Genomic DNA, 24,418 nt, shown 5'->3' on the forward strand with positions numbered 1-24,418 from the left:
AGTAGGTTGGGATGATCTGCTACCGGAGAAAACCACCATGCCCGAGTACAAAGCCCCGCTGCGCGATATGCGTTTCCTGATCGACAACGTCTTTGATTTCCACGGTCGCTATGCCGAGTTGGGGGCCAGCGACGCCAGTCCGGACATGGTCAGCGCCATCCTCGAAGAAGGTGCCCGATTCTGTGAGAACGTGCTGGCTCCGCTTAATCGTCCGGGTGACGAAGAGGGCTGCCATTTCGATAACGGCGTGGTCACTACACCTACGGGCTTCAAGCAAGCTTTCGCACAGTATGTGGAAGGCGGCTGGCACGGCCTGGCAGCGGATCCGGCTTATGGTGGCCAAGGCCTGCCCAGCTCGCTGGGGCTGGTGATCAGCGAGATGATCGGGTCGAGCAATACCTCCTGGGGCATGTACCCCGGCCTGACCCACGGCGCCATGTCGGCCATCCACGCTCACGGCACCGAACAGCAGAAACAGACCTACCTCAACAAACTCACCGCCGGCCAGTGGACCGGCACCATGTGCCTGACCGAAGCCCACTGCGGCACTGACCTGGGCATCATCAAGACCCGCGCCGTGCCTCAGGCTGATGGCAGCTACGCGGTGACCGGCAGCAAAATCTTCATCAGTGCCGGCGAGCACGACATGAGCGACAACATCATTCACTTGGTGCTCGCCAAATTGCCGGATGCTCCCGCCGGGACCAAGGGCATCTCGTTGTTCATCGTGCCCAAGTTCCTGCCCGATGCAGCGGGCGAGGCCGGTGAGCGTAATGGTGTTTCCTGCGGTTCGATCGAGCACAAGATGGGCATCAAGGCGTCGGCCACATGCGTGCTGAACTTCGATGGGGCCAAGGGTTTCCTGATCGGTGAACCGAACAAGGGCCTCAACTGCATGTTCACCATGATGAACCATGCCCGCCTCGGCACCGGTATGCAGGGCCTCTGCCTCGGCGAAGCGAGCTTCCAGGGTGCGATCAAATACGCCAACGATCGCCTGCAGATGCGCTCTTTGACCGGCCCCAAGGCGCCGGAAAAAGTCGCCGATCCGATCATTGTCCATCCCGATGTACGCCGGATGCTGCTGACCATGAAAGCCTTCAACGAAGGCAACCGGGCGCTGACGTATTTCACTGCGCAACTGCTCGATACCGCGCATTTGAGCCGCGACGAAAACGCCCGCCAGGAAGCCGAAGACCTGCTGGCCTTCCTCACCCCGATCTGCAAGGCCTTCATGACCGACACGGGTCTGGAAGTGACCAACCACGGCATGCAGGTCTTTGGCGGTCATGGTTTCATTCGCGAGTGGGGCATGGAGCAGCTAGTACGTGATTGCCGGATCGCGCCGATCTATGAAGGCACCAACGGCATCCAGGCCCTGGACCTGCTGGGGCGCAAAGTGCTGGGTAGCCAGGGCAAGTTGCTGCGCGGTTTCACCAGAATCGTTCACAAATTCTGCGCTGCCAATGCCGGGCATCCGCAGCTCCAGGCTTTCATTGCGCAACTGGACGGGCTCAACCAGCAATGGGGCGAACTGACGACGCAGGTCGGCATGGCCGCCATGAAAAATCCGGATGAGGTGGGCGCCGCTTCGGTGGATTACCTGATGTACAGCGGCTATATCATTCTGGCCTATCTGTGGTTGCGCATGGCGTTGGTGGCCCAGGCGCAACTCGACAGCGGCACTGGAGATAGCGACTTCTGCCGGGCCAAGCTGGTGACGTGCGAGTTTTACTTCAAGCGCCTGCTGCCGCGTACGGCCGCCCATCGGGCTGCTATAGAGGCCGGGAGCGATTGCCTGATGAGGTTGCCGGCGGAGTTGTTTGCGCTCTGACAGGCTGAAACATTTCTCAGTGGCGAGGGAGCTCGCTCCCGCTGGGGTGTGCAGCAGCCCTTCTAGTGAGCGCTGCGCACTCAAGCGGGAGCAAGCTCCCTCGCCACGGAAAAACAGAGCTTTGGGTTTGACTAAAAACAACAAAACAGTCACAGGTTGACCCTATGTGTCTCAAAAGTTGTTGAGGTACACTCTGGGCCATTGCGAGAACCGCTTTCCTACGAACCAATTGTTTAGATCCTGCGAGGTTTGCCATGGCTGACTACAAAGCGCCCCTGCGCGATATGCGCTTCGTCCTCAATGAAGTGTTCGAGGTCGCGAAACTCTGGGCTCAACTGCCGGCGTTGGCCGAAACCGTAGACGCTGAAACCGTCGAAGCGATCCTCGAAGAGGCGGGCAAGGTCACCGGTAAAAGCATCGCGCCCCTCAGCCGTGCAGCTGACGAAGAGGGTTGCCACTGGGCTGACGGCGCCGTGACCACCCCGGCGGGTTTCCCTGAAGCCTACAGGACCTTCGCTGAAGGCGGTTGGGTCGGCGTCGGCGGTGATCCAACGTACGGTGGCATGGGCATGCCCAAGGCGGTTTCGGCCCAGGTCGAGGAAATGGTCAACTCCGCCAGCCTGTCTTTCGGTCTGTACCCGATGCTTACCGCAGGAGCCTGCCTGTCGATCAACGCCCACGCCAGCGACGAATTGAAAGCCGCGTACCTGCCAAACATGTACGCCGGCGTCTGGGCCGGCTCCATGTGCCTGACCGAACCCCATGCCGGCACCGACCTGGGGATTATCCGGACCAAGGCTGAGCCCCAGGCTGACGGCACCTACAAGGTCAGCGGCACGAAGATTTTCATTACCGGTGGCGAACACGACCTCACCGAAAACATCATTCACCTGGTGCTGGCGAAGCTCCCCGACGCACCGGCGGGCCCGAAAGGCATTTCGCTGTTCCTGGTGCCGAAATTCATGGTCAACGCCGACGGCAGCCTGGGCGCACGCAACGCGGCCAACTGCGGTTCGATCGAGCACAAGATGGGCATCCAGGCGTCCGCCACCTGCGTGATGAACTTCGACGAAGCAGTGGGTTACCTGGTCGGCGAGCCGAACAAAGGCCTGGCGGCGATGTTCACTATGATGAATTACGAACGCCTGGGCGTGGGGATCCAGGGCCTGGCCTCCGGCGAGCGTTCGTACCAGAACGCTGTCGAGTACGCCCGTGATCGCCTGCAAAGCCGTTCGCCAACCGGCGCGCAGAACAAGGACAAGATCGCCGACCCGATCATCGTCCACCCGGATGTGCGCCGGATGTTGCTGACCATGAAAGCGTCGAACGAAGGTGGCCGGGCATTCTCCACCTACGTGGCGATGCAACTGGACACCGCCAAGTTCAGCGAAGACCCGACGACTCGCAAGCGCGCCGAAGACTTGGTGGCGTTGCTGACGCCAGTAGCGAAAGCTTTCCTGACCGACCTGGGCCTGGAAACCACCATTCACGGCCAGCAGGTTTTCGGCGGCCACGGCTACATTCGAGAATGGGGCCAGGAGCAGTTGGTGCGCGACGTGCGCATCACCCAGATCTACGAAGGCACCAACGGCATCCAGGCACTGGACCTGGTGGGGCGCAAGATCGTCGGCAACGGCGGGGCGTTCTACAAACTGTTCGCCGACGAGATTCGTCATTTCACCGCTACCGCTGGCAGCGACCTGGCAGAGTTCACCCAGCCGTTGAACGATGCCGTCGGCACGCTGGACGAGCTGACCGAGTGGCTGCTGGACCGGGCGAAAAACAATCCCCATGAAATTGGCGCGGCTTCGGTGGAGTACCTGCAGGCGTTCGGCTACACCGCATATGCCTACATGTGGGCGCTCATGGCCCGGGCGGCCCTGGGCAAGGAAAAGCAGGACGATTTCTACGCGAGCAAACTGGGCACGGCACGTTTCTATTTCGCCCGCCTGTTGCCACGAATCCATTCCTTGAGCGCTTCGGTAAGGGCGGGCAGCGAGTCGCTGTTCCTGCTGGACCCCGGCCAGTTCTGATGGAAGACGTCATGTAGGAAAATGCTTACATGACGTGCTGGCGATTTCCCTCTATCGGCCGATTGGATCCACGGCTAATCTAGCTTCCATGGACGTAGCGCAGGACGCGCAAAGTTACAACACGGACACGTAGGATTCTGCCAGGAAGGCGGAGTGAAATGGATGTCAGGGAAACAGTCTGCAAAGCCCCGCTTCGGCGGGGTTTTCTTTTGCCCGCGTTTTTGCCTGCGTATCTTCTCCCTGCGGCCCGCCTCTTTGGACGCGCACTGAACCCTGACGAGCGGTCAGCTGTCCATGAGCTATATGGCAATGTGGCCATCGACCATCAGGAGCTGTCCATGGATATCATTCGAATCATCATCGCCATTCTGTTGCCACCGCTGGGTGTGTTCCTGCAAGTCGGGTTCGGCGGGGCTTTCTGGCTGAACATTCTGCTGACGCTGTTGGGTTATATCCCCGGCATCGTGCATGCGGTGTACATCATCGCCAAGCGCTGAAGTTAATGTAATGACTACGACCTCTGTGGCGAGGGAGCTTGCTCCCGCTCGATTGCGCAGCAATCGCAAAAGCCTGGGGCCGCTCCGCGACCCAGCGGGAGCAAGCTCCCTCGCCACAAGTACTTGCCGTTTCTAGAGGCGAGCATCCATCACCCTGCGATAGAACAACCACTCATGCTCCAGCGCGTGTGCCTGGTTCGCAGCCTTGCGAAAGCCATGGCGCTCATCAGGGTAGTAATGAGCCTCGACCGCAACACCGTTGTCTTCCAGCGCCTTGACCATGTCGCGGGTCTGCTGAGGCACGACCACGGCGTCCAGTTCCCCTTGGAAAAAAATCACCGGCGCGCGAATCCTCTCGGCATGCAGTAACGGGGTGCGGGCCCGGTAGCGTTCGGCGTCCAGTTGCGGGTCGCCGATCAGCCAGTCCAGATAGTCACCTTCGAATTTGTGCGTAGCGCGGGCCAGGGCAACGGGATCACTGACGCCGTAGAGGCTGGCGCCAGCGCGGAACACGTCCCGGAACGCCAGGGCGCAGAGGCTGGTATAGCCTCCCGCGCTGCCGCCACGGATGAAGGCGCAGCGGCCATCGACCAAGCCTTGCTCATCCAGGTAAGCAACCACGGCGCAGGCATCCTCGACATCCACCACGCCCCAACTCAAATGCAGCGCTTGCCGATAGGCGCGGCCATAGCCGCTGCTGCCACGGTAGTTGAGGTCGGCAACGGCGAAGCCGCGCTGGGTCCAATACTGGATGCGCGGGTCGAACATCGGGTAGCAAGCCGAAGTGGGCCCGCCGTGGATGAACACCACCAGCGGCGGTTTCGCGTCGGTGTTCATGGCTGGATAAAAAAAACCGTGGGCTTCGCTGGAAGCAGAGGGATAGCGCAGAGTCCGGGGGCGGCTGATTTGCTCGGGAGGCAACGGCGCGATGCCTCCGGCCAGCACCAGCGCTTCATGACTGCGCCGCTCGATCGCAATGACCGCCGAGGGGCTGGCTGGCGAGGCGGCAATGGCATAGATGAATTGCTCATCCAGCGCGAGGCTGCGGAAGCGGCTGTAAGTGCCGGTGAAATCTTCGAGCACGCCGCCGCTGCGCAGCCCCAACCGCCCGAAGCCGGCCTCGGTCCAGCTTGCCAGGTAAGTGCTTTGATCCACCGGCAACCATGTACACCCCCCCAGTTGCCAAGGCGCCGGGGCGTGATCGGCTTCGGCGGCGTCCATTGGCTTCAGGACGCCGGCCCGTTCACTCCAGGGCTGCCAGTAACCGTCTCGGTCGGTCAGGCAATAAAGGCGACTGCAAGCATCGAAGCGAGGTTGCTGGATGGATTCTTCGCCATCATCGCCGGCCACGCAGCATGGCGCTGCCCAGGTTGAATCGTTGCGTTCGGCGAGCATCAGCCGCGTCGCTGTCCATGGCTGGTGGGGGCGACTCCATTCAATCCAGGCGAGACGTTTTCCGTCGGGGCTCAAGATCGGCGCGGCATAGAAGTCCGCGCCTTCGGCCAATACGCGCCGCTGGTGATCCGCCAGTCCGATCGATACCAATCGATGCTGGTCGGCCTGTTCCTCCACGGCCAGCACGTGCCCTGTGGCGAAGTGCAGATCGCCGTATCGACAATCGCCTGCGGTCAGCGCTACCGGGCACTGGTCGCCCAGCGATTGGTGATACAGCTGTTGGTCGCTTTCGTTGACGAACAGCACGCCGTCGTCGCTCAGGCAGAACGACCCGCCGCCGTATTCATACACCCGGCTGCGCACACTGAAACCGTCCGGGGTCAGGCAACGCGCCTTGCCGTCTCGCCAATGCCAGATCCGGCAAGCGCCATCTTCGGGGCGGTATTCGTTCCAGAAAAGACCCTGGGGGCCGAGTTGCAGCTCGGCAAAGTCGACGCCTGCCGCGACGGCCTGGGCGGCGCTGAAAGGTTCAGCCTTTAACGATGAGGCGCGAGTTTCGTTCATTGCGGAAGGCCAGTTGTCCAATGGTTTGCGTGGCATGCTCGGCGTCTTCGCGAGCCTGGAGAATCATCCCGTGGTGCGCGGATTTGCTGCACACCGGATCGGCATTGCTGGCGTCACCGGTGAGCATGAACGCCTGGCAACGACAGCCGCCAAAGTCCTTTTCTTTTTCATCGCACGAGCGGCAGGGCTCGGGCATCCAGTCATAACCTCGAAAACGGTTGAAGCCGAAAGAGTCGTACCAGATGTGTTGCATGCTGTGGTCACGCACATTCGGGAACTGCACCGGCATCTGCCGGGCGCCATGGCAAGGCAATGCCGTGCCATCCGGGGTAACGGTCAGGAAGATGCTGCCCCAGCCGTTCATGCAGGCCTTGGGACGTTCTTCGTAGTAATCCGGGGTCACGAAGATCAACTTGCACGGGTTACCTTCGGCCTCGAGCCTGGCCCGGTATTCATTGGTGATGCGCTCGGCACGCACCAGTTGTTCCCGCGTGGGCAGCAGGCCGACGCGGTTGAGGTGTGCCCAGCCATAGAACTGGCACGTGGCGAGTTCGACAAAGTCGGCTTCCAGGGCGATGCACAGCTCGATGATGCGGTCGATCTTGTCGATGTTGTGCCGATGGGTGACGAAGTTCAGCACCATCGGATAACCATGGGCTTTCACCGCTCGGGCCATCTCCAGTTTTTGCGCGAAAGCTTTTTTCGAACCGGCCAGCAGATTGTTCACCTGCTCGTCGCTGGCCTGGAAACTGATCTGGATGTGGTCGAGGCCGGCCTTCTTGAAATCGCTGATTTTCTGTTCGGTCAAGCCGATGCCCGAGGTGATCAGATTGGTGTAGAAGCCTAGCTTGCGCGCCTCGCCGATCAGCTCGGCGAGGTCCTGGCGCACCAACGGCTCGCCACCGGAAAAGCCCAGTTGCGCGGCGCCCATTTCCCGGGCCTCGCGAAAGACCTTGAACCACTGCTCGGTGCTCAGCTCCTTGCCTTGCTCGGCAAAGTCCAGCGGGTTGGAGCAGTACGGGCATTGCAACGGGCAGCGATAGGTCAGCTCGGCCAGCAGCCACAGCGGCAAGCCGACGGCGGGCTTCTCAGGCAAGGGTGATCCAGTGCTGTGCACGGGCGACCTCCATGAATTGCTCGATGTCGTCACCGAGTTCCGGCACGTCCGGGAATTGCTTCTCCAGCTCGCCGATGATCGCCGCGACATCCCGTTCACCATCGATCAGGCCGCCGATCAGCGAAGCGCTGTCGTTGAGCTTGATCATGCCTTCAGGATAAAGCAGCACATGGCCTTTCTGGGCCGGTTCGTATTGGAAGCGATAGCCGGGACGCCACTGAGGGGTTTTGCTGCGGTCGAAGCTCATAAGGTAATCCCTTTATGCCACACCCGTTGATCGGTCACGCTGTGATAGGGCGGGCGTTTTAGTTCGTAAGCCATGCTCATGGCGTCGAGCATGCTCCAGAGAATGTCCAATTTGAACTGGAGAATTTCCAGCATGCGCTCCTGGCCTGCGCGGGTGGTGTAGTGCTGCAAGGTGATCGCGAGACCATGCTCCACATCACGCCGAGCCTGGCCCAGGCGGGTGCGGAAATATTCATAGCCGGCCGGGTCGATCCAGGGGTAGTGCTGCGGCCAGCTGTCCAGGCGCGACTGGTGGATCTGCGGGGCGAACAGTTCGGTCAATGAGCTGCTGGCGGCTTCCTGCCAGGAGGCCCGGCGGGCGAAGTTGACGTAGGCATCCACGGCGAAGCGTACGCCGGGTAGCACCAACTCTTGTGAGCGCAGCTGATCGGGGTCCAGGCCCACTGCCTGGCCCAGTCGCAGCCAGGCTTCGATGCCGCCGTCTTCGCCGGGGGCGCCGTCATGGTCGAGCAGGCGCTGGATCCACTCACGACGGATTTCCCGGTCCGGGCAGTTGGCCAGGATCGCGGCGTCCTTGAGCGGAATATTCACTTGGTAGTAGAAGCGGTTCGCGACCCAGCCCTGGATCTGCTCGCGCGTGGCACGGCCTTCATACATCGCCACGTGATAGGGATGATGAATGTGGTAGTACGCGCCTTTGGCACGCAGGGCCGCCTCGAACTCGGCGATGGACAGGGGGGTGTCAGTCATTTCGGTTCTCCGGAGAATAACCGTTGGGTTCCGTGGCGTCGGGGCTGGCCCTATCGCGAGCAAGCTCGCTCCCACACTGGTTTTGCTGCGGATCAGATATCCGATACCACTCAGGCCACTGTGGGAGCGAGCTTGCTCGCGAAGACGGCCTGTCAGCCGATACAAGCACTGGCTCGCTCCCGGTTATCAGACCTTCCTACAGTTCGATGCTCATGCCATCGTAAGCCACTTCAATCTTGCGTCGCACCAGCTCGGCCCGCTCGGGCGAGTCTTCGTCCAGGATCGGGTTGGTGTTGTTGATATGGATAAGCACCTTGCGCTGCTCGGGCAATTGCTCCAGCACCTCCAGCATGCCGCCAGGGCCATTCTGCGCCAGGTGGCCCATTTCCCGACCGGTGCGAGTGCCGACGCCACGGCGTTGCATTTCGTCGTCGTCCCACATCGTGCCGTCCACCAGCAGGCAGTCGCTGTCGGCCATGATCTGCAGCAACGGTTCGTCGACCTTGCCCAGGCCCGGCGCATAGAACAGTTTGCCGCCGCTGCGCAGGTCTTCAACGATCAGCCCGATGTTGTCGCCCGGGTGCGGATCGAAGCGGTGCGGTGAATAGGGCGGCGCGGCGCTGCGCAACGGCAGCGGGGTGAAGCGCAGGTTCGGGCAGGCCGGGACGGTGAAGCTCTGGTCCAGCTCGATGCGGTTCCAGCTCAGGCCGCCGTTCCAGTGGGTCAGCATGTTGAATAGCGGGAAACCGGTGCTCAGGTCTTCATGGACCATGTCGGTGCACCAGACCTGATGCGGGCAGCCTTCGCGCAGGCTGAGCAAGCCGGTGGTGTGATCGATCTGGCTGTCCATCAGGATGATCGCGCCGATGCCAGTGTCCCGTAGCGCCCGGCCAGGCTGCATCGGGGCGAAACCCTGGAGTTGCGCGCGGATGTCCGGCGAGGCGTTGCACAGGACCCAGCTCACGCCATCATCGGAAATTGCAATGGACGACTGGGTGCGCGCCTGCGCTCGGAGACTGCCGTCGCGAAAACCCGCGCAATTGGCGCAGTTGCAGTTCCACTGGGGAAAGCCCCCGCCGGCGGCGGAACCTAGAATCTGGACGAACATGCTCGCTCCATCTGCAAACCGAAATAAAAACGCCCCGGATGGCCGAGGCGTTGTGTCGCGTACTAACTGCCTGCAATCATCAACGGCTGGCGAAGTACATGGTGACTTCGAAGCCGATACGCAGGTCGATATATGCGGGTTTGGACCAGGACATGGGAATACTCCTTTGGTTGGGGTGGATCGGTTTAAAGCTATACATATAGTCCACCTCCGTCCGGAGATGTTCAGATGCTCAGGTGACTATGTTACTAAATCTGACAATTTGGTTCGCTGCGATTCTCTGAGAAAGCTCATTGCAGCGCCTGTAATGATCATTCGGCCGCTCGCCAAGGGGCGCCCGGGCTCGGCGCGTTGCTGAGGCAATAACGTCCTCCCTGCGCATCGATCAAGCGGCGGGCGGCATTCACCAGGTCTATGCGCTGCATGCCCAGGATGGCATCGGCCAGTCGCTCAGGGAAGTCCGCCGGGTGGCCGGCCAGTTTTCCTTGCCAGAGTAGCTCGGCCGCCTGGGCGCAGGGCAACGCCGCGATTTGCATCTGGCTGGCCAGGGCTTGTTGTTGGCTGGCCAGGGTTGCATCGTCGGTTTTCTCGACCACTGCGGGGAGCTCGGTCAGGAACTGCTCCATATGGCTGACCAACTGTGCGGCCGACGTCTCGGGCGATTGCGCACCCAGCAACAAGCCGGTCCACCCATCGATTTGTTTCAAACCACTGAACACCGCATAACCTAACTGCAGCTCGACCCTCAAGCGCTGGTAATACGGGGTCTGGCACAAATGAGCCAGCAATCGCCAGGCAGCTTCGTCGGGCAAGTCCAACGTGGGCGAGGGGCAAAACAGCAACACGGCGTGCTCGTCGCCATGGGTCTCGAGGGTGCGCCAGATCCGTCCTGGTGAAGGCGTCACCGCTGGCGCCGTCGCCTCGCGGGCCACGCCAGGAATTCGGGCCAACAACGGGCCCACAGCCGCTTGGGAAGCAGCCGACAGACCGATGGCCAGGCCGTCCCAGCGGGCGCTTGCCCAGACGTCTTGTTCGCTGTCGGGCGGTGGCAGCTCTGCATGCCGCAGGTTTTGCTGATAGTAATCCGGCAATTCCCGCAGCAAATGTCGAATCGGCATCAGGGGCGTTTCGCTCCTGGCCTGAACGGGTGGCAGCGGCTCCTCCAGCTTCGTCAGCAGGTGCTCAAGCACCAACGGCATCGGTGCTTGCAAACCGACCAGCTTCAACAGCCATCGATCACTACAGGCTTCGAAAGTGATGTCCACGCCTGCCTGCCGGGCGTCCTCGCGCACATCCGCCAGGTGCCGATCGAGTCTGGGTTGAAAATCGAGCGGTACCCGGGTCTCCAGTTGCCAGCGCACATACACCGCACTTTCCCGGGAGTCCGGCAATGCCTGGCTGAACTGCATGGGCGAGCGTTCCCGCCGGCCCCGGCTGCGGTCTTGTGCGAACGTGCGCAGACCACGGTGGGCGCTGGTCTGGCCGCGTATCAAACCGGCGCGGGGCGGCTCGCTTGGCGCTTGCAGGAACGGGTTGGGCGAGGGCAGTTGCCATTGTTCGGCGACCTGATTCGCAGGGTGCAATTGTTTGAGGATTTCTCGAACCCGCATCAAGTCGTTTTCCGCTAGAGCCCCGGCACATCCATCGCCGTCCCAACGCGCCAGTTGCAGGGCGGTTGCCGTTTCCTGACGGCGCTGCAGTAGCGCGTTGAATTCCTGGCGCAAGGGAGCCCAGTCGTCATGGGCGGCAAAGAACCCCAGCCAGTCGCGCAGCAACGGCTCGATAGCCGAAGGTACCTGGCCGCTGTCGAGCTTGAGCTCGATGTGCAGCAGTGCCTGACCGGCAAATTCATACAGCGGCGAAGCCTTGAGGCTGTCGGCGAGACCGCGTTGGCGCAACGTCGCAAGCAAGCCGCCCGGTTTGCTGGAGTTCAGCCAGTGACACAGGAAGGCCAATGCTTGAGGCGAGGCGCCAGGCAAGTGTTCGAGGGCGAAGAGCAAGTCGAGGCAGCCTTCCCGGACCTGTTGATAAGCGATGCTTGGCGACGTCATTAGCCTCGGCGGCGATTGCCTGGTCGCCGCTTTTCCGATGGGCATGCTTGTAGCGAATTGATCGGCCAGCGCCTTCATTGTTTCGAGGCTTTGCGGGCCGGCGAGGCTCAAGGTCATCTCACCGCTCTGGTAGAAACGCTGATGAAAACCGCGCAGCGCCGTTTGAAATTCAGGTTGTGATACGCCGAGGCTGTCGCGGTTGCCGGCGTGAAAACCTCGCAGCGGATGAGCCGCCGATAATCCGTCATACAGGGCAACCTGGCGCTGGGCGGCGGTGTCCCGGGACCAGGCGATGAATTCGGCGTGCAGCACTTCCCGCTCGCGTAACTGGTCGGCTTCATCCAGTCGGGGATGAGCGAGCATGTCTGCCAGACGCTCCAACCCGTCGGCCAGGGCGGCAGGCGGCAGCTCGATGAAAAAGTCCGTGGTGCGCTCGCTGGTACGCGCGTTGACTTGCCCACCGTGGTCCCGGACGTAGGCCATCAGGTTCTGCCCGCTGGGAAAACGTTCTGTCCCGAGGAAGAAAAGATGTTCGAGAAAATGCGCGAGGCCCGGCCAGGCCTCGGGCGCATCATGGCTGCCGGCCGCCACCCGCAACACCGCAGCGCTGCGCTTGAGGCCGGGTGCATGGCGCAACGTCACTTGCAGGCCGTTGGCCAGGGTTTCGGTATGGGGGCGGAGGGAATCGGGGGCCGGCATGAGCGCTTCCAGGACAAGGATGTGCTCATGCTAGCGGATTAGCCCGGATCAGTGTTTATGCAAGTCGCCGTATAACGCCGGGCGACGGTCATGCAGGTAGTTGTAGGCCGCGCGTGAGTCATTCATCAACTGTCGATCCAGTTCGCCGACGATCAACGCCTCGTCCAGCCCCGCCAGGGCCGGGCGGCTGCCGTCCGGCGCGGCGATGCTGCTCTGGCCGCAATAGCGCAATTCACCTTCGTGGCCACAGTAGTTGGCGTAGGCCACGAAACACTGGTTTTCAATGGCTCGTGCCCGCACGGTGACGTCGGCGATGAACTCGTAGGGCTGCATGTTGGCGGTCGGCACCAGGATCAGCTCGGCACCGGCCAAGGCCAGCCGCCGGGCGTTTTCCGGGAATTCCAGGTCATAGCAGATCAGGAAACCGAGCTTCCAGCCGTTGAGCTCGACAATGGGCAGCGTCGCATTCCCGGCGCTGAACATCGTATGGTCGAGGTCGCCGAACAGGTGGCTCTTGCGATAGTTGGCGAGGCGTTCGCCTTGGGCATCGATCAGTTGCACGGCGTTGTAGATCTGTCCGTCTTCGCTGCGTTCGGGGTAGCCATAGAGAATCGCCAGGCCGGCCGCCTTGGCGATGCGGCCAATCTGCTGGGCCCATTCGCCGTTGTAGACCTCGGCCAGTACATTCACCGCATCGACGCCGATGTTATAGCCGGTCAGGAACATCTCCGGCAGCACCAATATGTCAGCGCCTCGGGCCTCCAGCGCGACTTGGTGCAGGCGCTGCAGGTTGCCGGCCGGATCCATTGGCAGCGGTGGACATTGGTAGAGGGCTACGCGCATCGACAACTCCTTTTATTCGGGCAGGGCGATCGGACCGATTTCGTCGAACACATCCCCTGGACCCGGGTTCTCGGCATGGGTTTTACCGCCGAAGTGTTTCATGATTCCCCACACGGCATTGAGCGAGGTCTGCACCGCGCCTTCAACCCAGGCGGGTGTCCATGAGACGTCGTCGCCGGCGATAAAGATCCCTTTTTGTTCGGCCGGCATGTCGTCCTGCATGAAATGCGCGTACATGCGCTGGTTGTAACGATAGTGGCCGGGTAGCGCGCCCTTGAAGGCACCGAGGAAATACGGGTCGGCTTCCCAGGACACGGTGATCGGTTCGCCAATGATCCGCGCGGCGATGTCCACCTTCGGGTAGATTTTTTTCAGGGCATCCAGGGCCAGCTTGACGCGTTTTTCCACCGGGTACGGGAGCATTTTCAGTGCATCGCTCATCCAGGAATACGACAGGCAGATGACCCCCGGCTTGTTGTCGCCATTGTCGAACAGGTAGGTGCCTCGGGTCAGGCGATCGGTGAGGGTCATGCTCATCAGGTCGCGGCCGGTTTCCGGGTCCTTATCCTTCCAGAACGGCCGGTCGACCATCACGAAGGTCTTTGACGATTGCATGTAGCGGGTGCGATCCAGGGCCATCCACATTTTTTGCGAGAACAGCGCTTCTTCACACTCGATCTGGGTGGTCAGCAGCCAGGTCTGGCAGGTGACCAGCACGGCGGCGTATTCGCGCGTGTCGCCCCAGACGTCGGTCACGCTGAATCGGCCGTCGTCGGCGCGAGCGATACGCTTCACCCCGCTGCGTGGCGCGCCCAGGTGCAATGAATTCAGGCTGGTGCCCTCCGGCCAATGCACACAACGCTCCGGCACGTGTCTCCAGATTCCCTGCGGTACCTGTTCCACGCCGCCGACCACCAAATGCTGATGGTCGTCGCAATTGGTCATCACCACGCGAAAGATTTCCAGCATCGAGTTGGGGAAGTCCGAGTCCCAGCCGCCCGTGCCGAAGCCGACCTGGCCGAACACTTCGCGGTGCTGGAAAGACAGCTTGGCGAACGCCTTGGAGGTGGCGACGAAATCGTAGAACGTGCGGTCATCCCACAGCGGTACCAGGGTGTTCCACAGCGACTTGAGTCGCGGCACGTCGCGCTCGCGGATCGCCTGCTGGATCTCGCTGAAACGCGAGCCATCCTCCAGGGCATCGGCCCAGGCGTCAGCGACTTCCTGGAACAGCGCAGGGAGGTCGGCCATTTTTTCGGCGTAGTAAGTCTGCCCTTCCAGGTCGATGACGGTGCTGCCCGAGGCCGAGGTCAGTGGGTTGGGGAACGGTTTGGTCTCCAGGCCCAGTTTGTCGACGTAGTGGTAGAACGCCGTGGACGACACCGGAAAACGCATGCCACCGAGCTCGGCAACGATGCCTTCGGCGCCGTTGAACGCTTGGGAGCGCAGACGTCCGCCCATCTTCGACGCCTCGTACACCACCGGTTTGAGGCCCAGCTTCATCAATTCGTAGGCGGCTACGAGACCGGCGATCCCCGCGCCGACGATCGCCACTTCAGCCCCGTGGTTGTGCTCGGGAATGACCCCCAGGCCGGCCGGGTGCTCGATCCAGTCGTCAAAGGCGAAAGGAAAGTCCGGCCCGAAAATGGTGATGGGCTTCTTACCGTCTGCTGGGTGGCGATTGTGCTTGTTCATGGCTGACCTTGGTGGGCGACTCGACGCGGCGTTCGCGTCTGAGTATAGGAAAGATGCCAGCCATTCTAGAGAGGGTGAAACACGTTAATAAGACGCAATGTGTCGTCGTTTTGCGTGGTTACAAGTCATTTTGTAATCTGGTCGAGTCGTAATGACGAAGTATGATCCTGTGGGAGCGAGCCTGCTCGCGAAGCGGTTGTCAGAAAGAACTACCCCAACTGGCCCTCCGCATTCGCGAGCAGGCTCGCTCCCACAGGATAAGGTGCAAGGCTTCAGACCGGCTGGCCCCGATCGATCTTGCTGCTGAGAATGATCGACGTAGTCGTTTTCTCCACCCCGTCCACGCTGCCGATCTGGTCGAGCAGCTGATCCAGCTGCTCCGGCGAATCGGTGCGCAGCCACGCCACATAATCAAATTCGCCGCTGACCGCGCACAACTGCTGGACCTGGGCCATGGCGCTCAAGCGTCGCAGTACCTCTTTACCGGAGCGTGGCTGCACCTTGATGCCGACATAGGCCTGCAGGCCGCCATCGATCACCCGCTGGCCGAGACGCACGCCGTACCCGGTGATCACCTTGGCTTTCTCCAGCCGAGCCAGGCGCGAGGTCACGGTGGTGCGGGCAATCCCCAGTTGTCGGGCAAGCATGGCGACGCTTTCCCGCGCGTTGATTTGCAGGGCCGCGATCAACTGGCGGTCGATTTCGTCGAGGACGGGAGGGCGGATCTCAGTCAAGGTTGGCTCCGGCGCGGGCATCAATGGCGGGCATGTTACAGGTTCCCTCGCTCGAAATAGCCAGTGGCAGGTAAAGCCAACGCCCGCCAGGCGGCTGCCAGGTGCGCCTGGGAAGACCTGAGCCAGACGCCTTCCTGGCAGATCAGTTGCTCAGTGGGCAACTGCAGCAGAGCGTCCAGTGAGAACGACTGCGCCGAACCCTGATCCTCGTCGGCTTCGGTCTCCCAGTCGCGCTGGAAGCTTCGCAGGCGTAGTTGCTCTTCTTCGAAGCTTTCAAATAGCGGCCGATTGCCCAGCCATTGCGGATGTATACGCAGCGTACGCGCCTCAACATCAAGGAGCTGCAGTTGCCAACCGCGGTAACTGCCACACAGTTCCGTGACATCGATCGCCATGCAGGTCAGGGCCAGGTAGCGGCTGTCTGCCGACCAGATCATCGAGGGCGCCAGATCAACCAACGCGCAGCCTGAGGCTGTCAGCAAATGCCCGCCGAGACGGGGCGTACCGGTACGCACCCAGCTGTCGGCGTATTCCGTCTCACTGCCGAACAGCCAGGCGGCATCCTGATCATTCGGCGCGGGCTGGATGAAATCTCCCTCGGCAGTGGCCGCTTGCGGGCCAGCCACCAGACGCCAAGGCGGGACGGCTTTGAGCTGCGAGTCTGTCGGCTGCAACTGCACAGTGTTGTAGAACAGCCGGGATTGCTCGTTGGGACGGAAGAACGACGCGTCGCCGCCAACCTCTGGCGCGGCGATGTTGAAACGTTGCAACGGGCTGCTTTCCCTATCTTGATCAAGGCGGCCCTGGATCACTGCCAGATTCAATCGACCATCGCGCAAATCCAGTATCCGTTCCACCCACATGGGCGGCCCTTCCAGCAGGCGTTGCTCCTGCACATCCGCCACCAGCGCATGGCTGGTGACTGTCGTTGAGTTTTCAAAGGGCAGCAGCGCCAGATAGCGTCCACAATCGGAAACCCGATGGTCCAGCAGCCAAGCCCCCGGCAACGACCAGTCGCCGATCCGGCAGCGATAGCCACCCAGGCCTTGGCGATTGTCACCGAGCCAGGTCAGGACAGCGCGCACATCGCCTTGCAATGGTTGCGTCTCGATGCACGAGTCGCCTCGCCGACCCGTGCTGTCCAGCGGCAGCATGATCGCCATGCGGGTCAGCTTGAACTCACCGACCTGCACGCGACCTTGAGCGTCATGACCGGTTTGGGTCTCGGTATCGCCGTGGATACTCTCCAGGCGGTAGCCATAACGGCCGGCGCCTGGTCGCGGATAATCGAGATACGAGCCGATACGGACATGGCTCGCATCAAGGCTCAATAATTCGTGCCAATAAAAGGACGGCTCCGCGTCGCTCCTCACCCACGGCGAGGGCAGGGCTCGCCAGCCATGATCCACTTGCCACAACCAGTACTGATTGCCATCCGCCTCGTTGGCCTGCTCCCGGGCCAGACAGACCAGGGCGCGGTTATCGCCGCTCCAGACCAGTGGCGCATCGGCTGCCATGACCAGGCCCGATGGTTGACCATTGAGGCTGATGGCGTAGCGCGGCGAATACAGTGGCTCCAATGGCTGGGCCAGATCGCGAAAGGTCTTGGGCAACAAGATGTCGCCCTGCAGGATTTGCCCCCCATCAATGGAAGTCCGTTCGAAGCTGCGCGCAACACTGTCAGGATTCCAGCCAGGCTCCAGCCAAAGGTCCGCAAACGGGATCAGCTCGGCTACTTCGGCGGCCTGCAACAGTTCATCCAGTCGGGCCTGACGAACGCTGTTGTCAACCAAGGGGCTATGGCGGCCGCTCAGTTGATCCAGGTCCAGGGCATCCAGCTCCCAGAACTCGCTTTCGGCACAGCGGTACAGCTTGCGTTGCTCCCGGTCGAGAACGACCAGTCCCCATTCCTGGCGGGACGGTACCGGCGCGGCGAAATAGCGACCGTCGCTGGAGAACACCGCCGAGGAGCCAAGGCCTTGCAAGAGCACGCCATCAGGAAACAGATAATCGCAATGAACGGGGCCGCCCATGGCAATTTCGCTGTGGTTGAACACCCGGATCGGCTCGCCCTCGGGCGTCAGCAGCGGCTCGTTTGTGCCCCACGCACTCGGCCCCTGGCCCTGGGCGGGGGCCGGCGCCAACCCAAGGCGGCGCTCCCACTTGCTCACGCAGGCGAGCCCGCCGCCAATGGCGACGATCGCCACCAGAATACCCCACCACTCAGGCAATGCCCGCCCCAGACTGAAACCCAGGCCAAACACCGCGCCGACAGTCAGCCGGGCGATACCCCGGCCCACCCCCAAAAAGCCCAACCGCGCGGCAAGACCCATCAGCAAACCAAGCAATACCACCGCCAGCAAGGCCAGCGGCGGCGGCAGTATGGTGATGAAAAAGGCTGGCACCACCAGGATGCCGAGTTGCCAGAAGAGTTCGAGGAACAGGCGGGGAAGGCTGGGGCTGGCGATGATGGGCGTCTCGGCGGGGTATTGGAAATCTGATTGTAAGTGAGCGGACGTTAAAAAAGACAAAGTCCCGCCGCTCGTTGTTTTGATTATTTGGCGTGTTTGGTATACGTTACATCTCAATCATTTTGTCGCGTATACGAGACATGGATTACTCCCTCATTACTACCCGCCTCGGCGTACAGATCAGGCAACGCCGTTCAAATCGCGGGCTGACCCAAGCTAGTCTGGCCGCCTTGGCCGGCATCCCCCGGCAGAAGGTGATTGCGATCGAGAAGGGTGACGTGTCGGTAAGCATGGCCGCTTATGCGCGAGTCCTGGGAGCACTGGATTGCGAGTTGGCCGTGATACCGGCCGCGATGCCGACACTGGATGAAATTGAAGGGGTATTCGACTGATGGCAGCTGTTTGCAAGCGCTGGAACGAGTAGTGGCTCGCTCAACCGGGCTTGGTGAGCAGGCCCCGCATGTGGTGGCGTCGATCAAGCAGTGTGCGGAGCCGTTCTTGAGAACCTTTGGATAGGTGCAGCGCTTGCGCCAAGAAACACAAAAGCCGCGCAATGCGCGGCTTTCAATTTGGTGGGCCCACACGGACTCGAACCGTGGACCAAAGGATTATGAGTCCTCTGCTCTAACCAACTGAGCTATAGGCCCTCAGTAGGCCGCGGATTATAGCGACGGTTTCTCGGCTGTGCTATCCGAAAAATCCGATACGGTCACATGCAGAAACGTCGCGGCAAATTCTTCGGCGCACAGGGGCAGGCTGACGATGTAGCCCTGGATCTGCTCGCAGCCTTCCTCGGCGAGAAATTGCTGTTGGGCGAGGGTTTCGACGCCCTCGGCGATGATGCTGAATTGCATGCTCCGGCCCAGGGCGATGATTGCCCGCACGATGGCCACATCGTGGGGGTCGTCGGGCAGGCCGCGGACGAAAGACTGGTCGATTTTCAGGATGTCCAGCGGCAGGCGCTTGAGGTAGCTCAGCGAGGAATAGCCGGTGCCGAAGTCGTCGATGGCCAGTTGCACGCCGAGTTTTTTCAGTTGATACAGTACCGTCAGGGCCTCTTCGGCCTGGCTCATGATGAAGTTTTCGGTAATCTCCAGTTGCAACAAACCAGGCTCAAGGTGGTTTTCCCGCAGCAATTGTTCGATCCGATTCAGCAGGTTGGGCTGACGCAGTTGGGCGCCGGCCAGGTTGACTGACAATGGCCCGAGGCTTTCGTGACAGCTGTTCCATGCGTGCAGTTGCCGGCAGGCGTTTTCCAGTACCCAATCGCCGATTTGCAGGATCATGCCGTTTTCTTCGGCCAGGGGGATGAAATGCTCCGGTGGTACGTCGCCAAAGGTCGGATGGGTCCAGCGAATCAATGCCTCGGCGCCCACCAGCCGGTTGTCGATGAGGCTGATTTTCGGCTGGAACGACAACGACAGTTCGTTGCGTTCGATCGCCCGACGCAGCTCGTGTTCCAGTGCCACGCGCTCGCTGGCCTGGGCCGTGAGGTCGCGAGTGTAGCTTTCCACCCGGTTGCGGCCCTTGGCCTTGGAGCGGTACATCGCCGCGTCGGCGTTTTTGACCAGCGTGGCGACATCGCAGCCATCCTGCGGATAGAGGCTGGTGCCGATGCTGGCACTGATGAAAAACTCATGCTCGCCGGCCTGGAACGGCGCGCAGAAACAGTTCAATAGCTTCTGCGCAATGTGCTCGGCATCGCTGGGCTGCTGCAGGCCGGGCAGCAGGATGATGAATTCGTCACCGCCCAGGCGCGCCACGGTGTCGATATCACGCAGTTGCTCGCGCAGGCGCACGGCAATGCCCTTGAGCAGCAGATCGCCGACCGGGTGCCCGAGGCTGTCGTTGATGTGTTTGAAACGGTCCAGGTCCAGGAACAACACCGCGCCTTGGCCGCCATTTTCTTGCTGACTATTGAGCGCCGAGAGCAAACGGCTTTCGAACAGGGTGCGATTCGGCAGGCCCGTGAGCGGGTCGTGATGCGCCTGGTAGTCGAGTCGGGCCTGGGCGTGCTTGAGGCTTGAAATGTCGGCAAAGACCGCGACGAAATGGGTGGTCTGTTGTTCCTGGTTGCGCACGGCGCTGATGGTCAGCCAACTGGGATACAGCTCGCCATTCTTGCGTCGGTTGGAGATCTCACCCTGCCAGTGGCCCTCCGCCGTCAACTGATGCCACATCGCGGCATAAAACGCGCTGTCGTGCAGCCCGGAAGCAAGCAGCCGAGGCGTATGGCCCAGGGCTTCGGTTTCGCTATAGCCGGTGATTTCGGTAAAGGCTCGGTTCACGGCGCTGATGTGCTGTTGCGTATCGGTGATCAGTACGCCTTCGGCGGTGCTTTCGAATACGGTGGCGGCCTGCTGCAGTTTCTCCTGCATGAAGTGGCGTTCGGTGATGTCCCGGGCGATAGTCAGCATGCAGTCCTCGTTGCCGATGGGCAGCGGACGGCTGGACACCTCGCAGAGCCGTATCTGCCCGTCGTTACGGCGGATATGGCAGCTGAAGTCCTTTACGAAACCGTCCCGCTGCAGCAGGTCGAGCATCTGCTTGCGCTCGTTGAGATTGACCCAGATTCCCAGGTCCAGAGTCGAACGATCAACCGACAGGGCGCTGTTGAAACCGGTAATGCGGCTGAAACCGTCGTTGACTTCAATCAGCAAACCATCGCTCTGCCTGGATAGCAGCAAGCCGTCGGGCGAGGCATGAAAAGCCTTGGCGAACTTTTCTTCGGAGGTCTGCAATTGTTGCTGGGTCTCCTTGAGCTGGCTGATGTCCCGCACCACCACGACCAGCGCGGGCGTGGTGTCCAGATCAAAGGGTTCGGCAGATATCAGCCCGGTGAACACTTCGCCGTTGCTGCGTTGGAAAGGCATTTCCAGATTGCGAATGCTCCCGGCCTGCAACCGCTGGAGCAGGCTCGGGCCGACGCCCTGTATGCCCCAGATATCCAGGTCGGTAGCGCTTTTGCCGACCACCTCCGCGGCGCTGAGGCCGATCTGCTCTTCGAAGGCTTTGTTGACCTCCAGCAGGCAACCGTCCAGCAGGCGGGCAATCACCAGGATGTCCGGGCACTGGCGAAACACCGAGCCGAACTTCTGTTCGGAAAGGCGCAGCGCTTCCTCAGTGTGCTTGGCTTCACTGATGTCGATCATCAGTCCGCGCATCAACGGTTCATGGCCATGCTTGATCAGGCTGACGATGTCCCGCACCCACAGGCAGCGACCGTCGGCGGTGATCACCCGGTAATCGATGCAATGGTCGCGGCCGGCAAGGACTTCGTGATCACAATATGTCTGCGCGCGGATCAGGTCCGCCGGGTGAATGATGTTGCGCCAGAATCCGGGGATGAGCCAATGGGCGAGGGGGTAGCCGAGCAATTCTTCGGCGTGAGGCGATACATAGCTGTAGGTAAAGTCGCTGACCCTGGCCTCCCAGGCAATCGCCGAAAGGCTCTCTACCAGCCCGCGATAATGGTACTCGCTGCTGCGCAACTCCTGTTCCAGGTCGACGCGTCGGGCTATTTCCGAACTCAGGCGACGGTTGATGCGAATCACCACCGCCAGGATGGCGATCAACAGCAGCAGCCCGGGCAGGCCGTAAAGCAGCAGGTCTGACCAGAGCTGGCGATGGTCCCGCACGTTGCCAACCCATTTTTCCTGGATTTCGCTGATCTCCATCGGCGTCATGTCCGCCAGGACCTTGTCGAGGATGCCCACCAATATCTTGTTTTCCCGTGGGACGGCCATCGCCAACTGATAGCGATAAGGCGTTTCTCCGCTGACGTAGAGCCCGTCAAGCTTGAGCTGGCGCAAGCTCCACACGCTGGAAGCAAGATCGCCCACCACCGCATCGACTTCATCGGTCGCCAAGGCCTGTAGCGCCGAACTGACGTTGGGCAGCGCGACCAGGTTCAGGTCGGGGTGGTGGTTGCGCAACAGTTCGTGGGGGGCATAGTTCTCCACCACGGCAATTTTCAGCCCGTAAAGGTCTTCGAGCTTATGGGGTCGGGGCCCGCCTTTATGGGCCAGGATGACAATCGGAAAATCGAGGTAGGGGCGAGTGAACGACAGGTAGTTCTGGCGTTCGGGGGTGGACATGATGCCCGGTAGAAGGTCGATCTTGCCCTGCACGACCTGTTCCAGCACCTCCGTCCAACTGACGGGTTCGATGGGGGTGAGCGTGACGGCCAGTTTCTCGCGGATGATGTCGACATAGTCGGCGGCCAGGCCTTGGTAGCGGCCGTTGTCGTCGCGAAATTCGAACGGCGGCCATGACGCATCGACACCCAGGCGCAGGTCGGGGTGGTCCTTGAGCCAACGGCGTTCTTCCTCCGTGAGCGTCAACGCGCCGGCCGTTGCGGTCCAGGTCATCAGTGACAGCAAAAGCACGGCCGTCAGTCTGGGCATCACGGTCTCGTCATGGCTGGGAAAGGATGATTCGAGTGTAGACGGACAACAGGGCGGGGGAGCAAGAAGGAAGAGTTATCTGCACATAACAAAACCCCCGGCAGGGCCGGGGGTTTGAAGGTCACTCGTCGAGGAACGAACGCAGATGCTCGCTTCGCGTCGGGTGGCGCAGTTTGCGCAACGCCTTGGCTTCGATCTGACGAATCCGCTCACGAGTCACATCGAACTGTTTACCGACTTCCTCGAGGGTGTGGTCGGTGTTCATGTCGATGCCGAAGCGCATCCGCAGTACCTTGGCTTCACGGGCAGTGAGGCCGGAAAGGACTTCGCGAGTCGCTTCCTTGAGGCTCTCAACGGTGGCGACATCAATCGGCGACTGCATGGTGGAGTCTTCGATGAAGTCACCCAGATGAGAGTCTTCGTCATCACCGATCGGGGTTTCCATGGAGATCGGCTCTTTGGCGATCTTCAATACCTTGCGGATCTTGTCCTCAGGCATTTCCATGCGTTCGCCCAGCTCTTCCGGCGTCGGTTCGCGACCCATTTCCTGCAACATCTGCCGGGAAATACGGTTGAGCTTGTTGATCGTCTCGATCATGTGCACCGGGATACGGATGGTGCGGGCCTGGTCCGCGATCGAGCGAGTGATCGCCTGACGAATCCACCAGGTTGCATAAGTCGAGAACTTGTAGCCGCGACGGTATTCGAACTTGTCCACCGCCTTCATCAGGCCGATGTTGCCTTCCTGGATCAGATCGAGGAATTGCAGGCCACGGTTGGTGTACTTCTTGGCAATCGAGATCACCAGGCGCAAGTTCGCTTCGACCATCTCTTTCTTCGCGCGACGGGCCTTGGCCTCGCCGATCGACATGCGACGGTTGATGTCCTTGATTTCAGCGATGCTCAGGCCAGTCTCGGCCTCCAGCGCGCTCAGCTTCTGCTGGCAACGAATGATGTCCGGTTGCAGGCGGCCAATCGCTTCGGCGTATTTGCTCTTGCCTTTGGCCAGTGCATCGGTCCAGCTTTCGTCGACTTCATGGCCAGGGAACTGGCGCAGGAAATCTGCACGCGGCATGCGGGCGTCACGCACACACAGTTGCATGATCGCGCGCTCTTGCTGACGCAGACGATCCAGGGCACTGCGAACACGCTCGACCAGGCCTTCGAACTGCTTGGGCACCAGCTTGATCGGCATGAACAGCTCAGCCAGCGCCAACAGTTCGGCAATTGCCTGCTTGTTGTTGCGACCATGCTTTTTCAGCGCCTTGCGGGTGATCTCCATCTGGTCGGCCACGGCGCCAAAACGCTGGGCGGCGATGACCGGGTCCGGACCGCTTTCGGCTTCTTCTTCGTCGTCGCTGGCTTCGGCGTCGTCATCGTCGGTCTCATCGTCGGCCTTGACGGCTTTCGGGTCGACCAGCGGCGGCACCTCGGCGGCAGGCGGCGCGATGCCGTCGTCCGGGTCGATGTAACCGCTCAGGACGTCAGACAGGCGCCCACCTTCGGTGGTGACGCGGGTGTATTCGGAGAGAATATGGTCGACCGTGCCAGGGAAGTGCGCGATTGCGCCCATCACTTCACGGATGCCTTCTTCAATACGCTTGGCGATTTCAATTTCGCCTTCACGCGTGAGGAGCTCTACCGTACCCATCTCACGCATGTACATGCGCACGGGATCGGTGGTGCGACCAATGTCGGTCTCGACCGCTGCCAACGCTGCGGCCGCTTCTTCAGCGGCCGCCTCGTCGGTATCGGCGTCGGCCAGCATAAGGGCATCCTTATCTGGAGCAACCTCGAATACGTTGATCCCCATGTCGTTGATCATGCGGATGATGTCTTCCACCTGTTCCGGATCTGAAATATCCTCCGGCAGGTGGTCGTTGACCTCCGCGTAAGTCAGGTAGCCCTGCTCACGACCCAATAGGATCAACTCTTTGATACGAGACTGCTGTTGCGCTTTTCCGGACATAACACC

General features: G+C 61.1%; 17 protein-coding genes and 1 tRNA gene. 4 read left to right on the top strand and 14 right to left on the bottom strand.

The genetic code is table 11. The annotated features are described in order from the left end of the window. The first annotated feature begins 37 nt into the window (after positions 1–37). The 3 genes from J3P94_RS03190 (at position 38) to J3P94_RS03200 (ending at position 4,364) form a co-directional block, all read left to right on the top strand. Complete coding sequence (locus J3P94_RS03190) at positions 38–1,834, top strand: acyl-CoA dehydrogenase C-terminal domain-containing protein (RefSeq protein ID WP_434571373.1); 1,797 nt, start codon at positions 38–40, stop codon at positions 1,832–1,834. A 254-nt stretch (positions 1,835–2,088) separates the two neighbouring features. Continuing rightward, positions 2,089–3,867 (top strand): acyl-CoA dehydrogenase C-terminal domain-containing protein, encoded by a 1,779-nt coding sequence (locus tag J3P94_RS03195; RefSeq protein WP_434571375.1) that lies wholly within the window; start codon positions 2,089–2,091, stop codon positions 3,865–3,867. A gap of 338 nt (positions 3,868–4,205) precedes the next feature. Then, on the top strand, positions 4,206–4,364 hold the full coding sequence (locus J3P94_RS03200) for a YqaE/Pmp3 family membrane protein (protein WP_038436734.1): 159 nt from the start codon (positions 4,206–4,208) through the stop codon (positions 4,362–4,364). A 132-nt stretch (positions 4,365–4,496) separates the two neighbouring features. Here J3P94_RS03200 and J3P94_RS03205 read toward each other — a convergent pair whose 3' ends face one another. From J3P94_RS03205 to J3P94_RS03255, 11 genes are all read right to left on the bottom strand, one after another. Next, positions 4,497–6,323, bottom strand: coding sequence for an alpha/beta hydrolase family protein (locus J3P94_RS03205; protein ID WP_434571377.1), 1,827 nt, complete (start codon positions 6,321–6,323; stop codon positions 4,497–4,499). Continuing rightward, positions 6,289–7,419 (bottom strand): pyrroloquinoline quinone biosynthesis protein PqqE, encoded by a 1,131-nt coding sequence (gene pqqE, locus J3P94_RS03210; RefSeq protein ID WP_434571378.1) that lies wholly within the window; start codon positions 7,417–7,419, stop codon positions 6,289–6,291. Before pqqE ends, J3P94_RS03205 begins: the two co-directional genes overlap by 35 nt. Continuing rightward, on the bottom strand, positions 7,412–7,687 hold the full coding sequence (gene pqqD, locus J3P94_RS03215; RefSeq protein WP_434571379.1) for a pyrroloquinoline quinone biosynthesis peptide chaperone PqqD: 276 nt from the start codon (positions 7,685–7,687) through the stop codon (positions 7,412–7,414). Before pqqD ends, pqqE begins: the two co-directional genes overlap by 8 nt. Next, the gene (gene pqqC, locus J3P94_RS03220; RefSeq protein WP_434571381.1) at positions 7,684–8,436 is read right to left on the bottom strand and encodes a pyrroloquinoline-quinone synthase PqqC; all 753 of its coding nucleotides are present in this window, start codon (positions 8,434–8,436) and stop codon (positions 7,684–7,686) included. The genes pqqD and pqqC overlap by 4 nt, the downstream gene beginning before the upstream one ends. A gap of 196 nt (positions 8,437–8,632) precedes the next feature. Then, positions 8,633–9,544 carry a pyrroloquinoline quinone biosynthesis protein PqqB gene (pqqB, locus tag J3P94_RS03225; protein ID WP_434571383.1) on the bottom strand — a complete coding sequence of 304 codons (912 nt, stop codon included), beginning with the start codon at positions 9,542–9,544 and terminating at the stop codon, positions 8,633–8,635. Positions 9,545–9,623: 79 nt separating this feature from the next. Further along, positions 9,624–9,698: a pyrroloquinoline quinone precursor peptide PqqA gene (gene pqqA / locus J3P94_RS03230; RefSeq protein ID WP_003177660.1), complete on the bottom strand. Its 75-nt coding sequence runs from the start codon at positions 9,696–9,698 to the stop codon at positions 9,624–9,626. 157 nt (positions 9,699–9,855) lie between these two features. Then, positions 9,856–12,294 carry a pyrroloquinoline quinone biosynthesis protein PqqF gene (pqqF, locus tag J3P94_RS03235; RefSeq protein ID WP_434571385.1) on the bottom strand — a complete coding sequence of 813 codons (2,439 nt, stop codon included), beginning with the start codon at positions 12,292–12,294 and terminating at the stop codon, positions 9,856–9,858. 48 nt (positions 12,295–12,342) lie between these two features. Further along, entirely contained in the window at positions 12,343–13,137 is a 795-nt protein-coding gene (locus J3P94_RS03240) for a carbon-nitrogen hydrolase family protein (RefSeq protein ID WP_434571387.1), read from the bottom strand. A 12-nt stretch (positions 13,138–13,149) separates the two neighbouring features. Then, positions 13,150–14,832, bottom strand: a complete 1,683-nt coding sequence (locus tag J3P94_RS03245) for a flavin monoamine oxidase family protein (protein ID WP_434571388.1) — start codon at positions 14,830–14,832, stop codon at positions 13,150–13,152. 272 nt (positions 14,833–15,104) lie between these two features. Continuing rightward, entirely contained in the window at positions 15,105–15,566 is a 462-nt protein-coding gene (locus J3P94_RS03250) for an Lrp/AsnC family transcriptional regulator (RefSeq protein WP_434571390.1), read from the bottom strand. A gap of 35 nt (positions 15,567–15,601) precedes the next feature. Next, positions 15,602–18,037, bottom strand: coding sequence for a hypothetical protein (locus tag J3P94_RS03255; protein WP_434574076.1), 2,436 nt, complete (start codon positions 18,035–18,037; stop codon positions 15,602–15,604). 140 nt (positions 18,038–18,177) lie between these two features. On the opposite strand from J3P94_RS03255, the gene J3P94_RS03260 reads away from it, so the two are divergent. Next, positions 18,178–18,429 carry a helix-turn-helix transcriptional regulator gene (locus J3P94_RS03260; protein ID WP_434571392.1) on the top strand — a complete coding sequence of 84 codons (252 nt, stop codon included), beginning with the start codon at positions 18,178–18,180 and terminating at the stop codon, positions 18,427–18,429. A 178-nt stretch (positions 18,430–18,607) separates the two neighbouring features. Here J3P94_RS03260 and J3P94_RS03265 read toward each other — a convergent pair. From J3P94_RS03265 to rpoD, 3 genes are all read right to left on the bottom strand, one after another. Further along, positions 18,608–18,684 (bottom strand) — tRNA-Ile (locus J3P94_RS03265). Positions 18,685–18,699: 15 nt separating this feature from the next. Then, on the bottom strand, positions 18,700–22,443 hold the full coding sequence (locus tag J3P94_RS03270) for a bifunctional diguanylate cyclase/phosphodiesterase (protein ID WP_434571394.1): 3,744 nt from the start codon (positions 22,441–22,443) through the stop codon (positions 18,700–18,702). 121 nt (positions 22,444–22,564) lie between these two features. Continuing rightward, the gene (gene rpoD, locus J3P94_RS03275; protein WP_434571396.1) at positions 22,565–24,412 is read right to left on the bottom strand and encodes an RNA polymerase sigma factor RpoD; all 1,848 of its coding nucleotides are present in this window, start codon (positions 24,410–24,412) and stop codon (positions 22,565–22,567) included. Between the last annotated feature and the right edge of the window lie 6 nt (positions 24,413–24,418).

It is taken from the genome of Pseudomonas sp. Z3-8 (genome assembly GCF_051131975.1).
Classification (GTDB): Bacteria; Pseudomonadota; Gammaproteobacteria; order Pseudomonadales; family Pseudomonadaceae; genus Aquipseudomonas.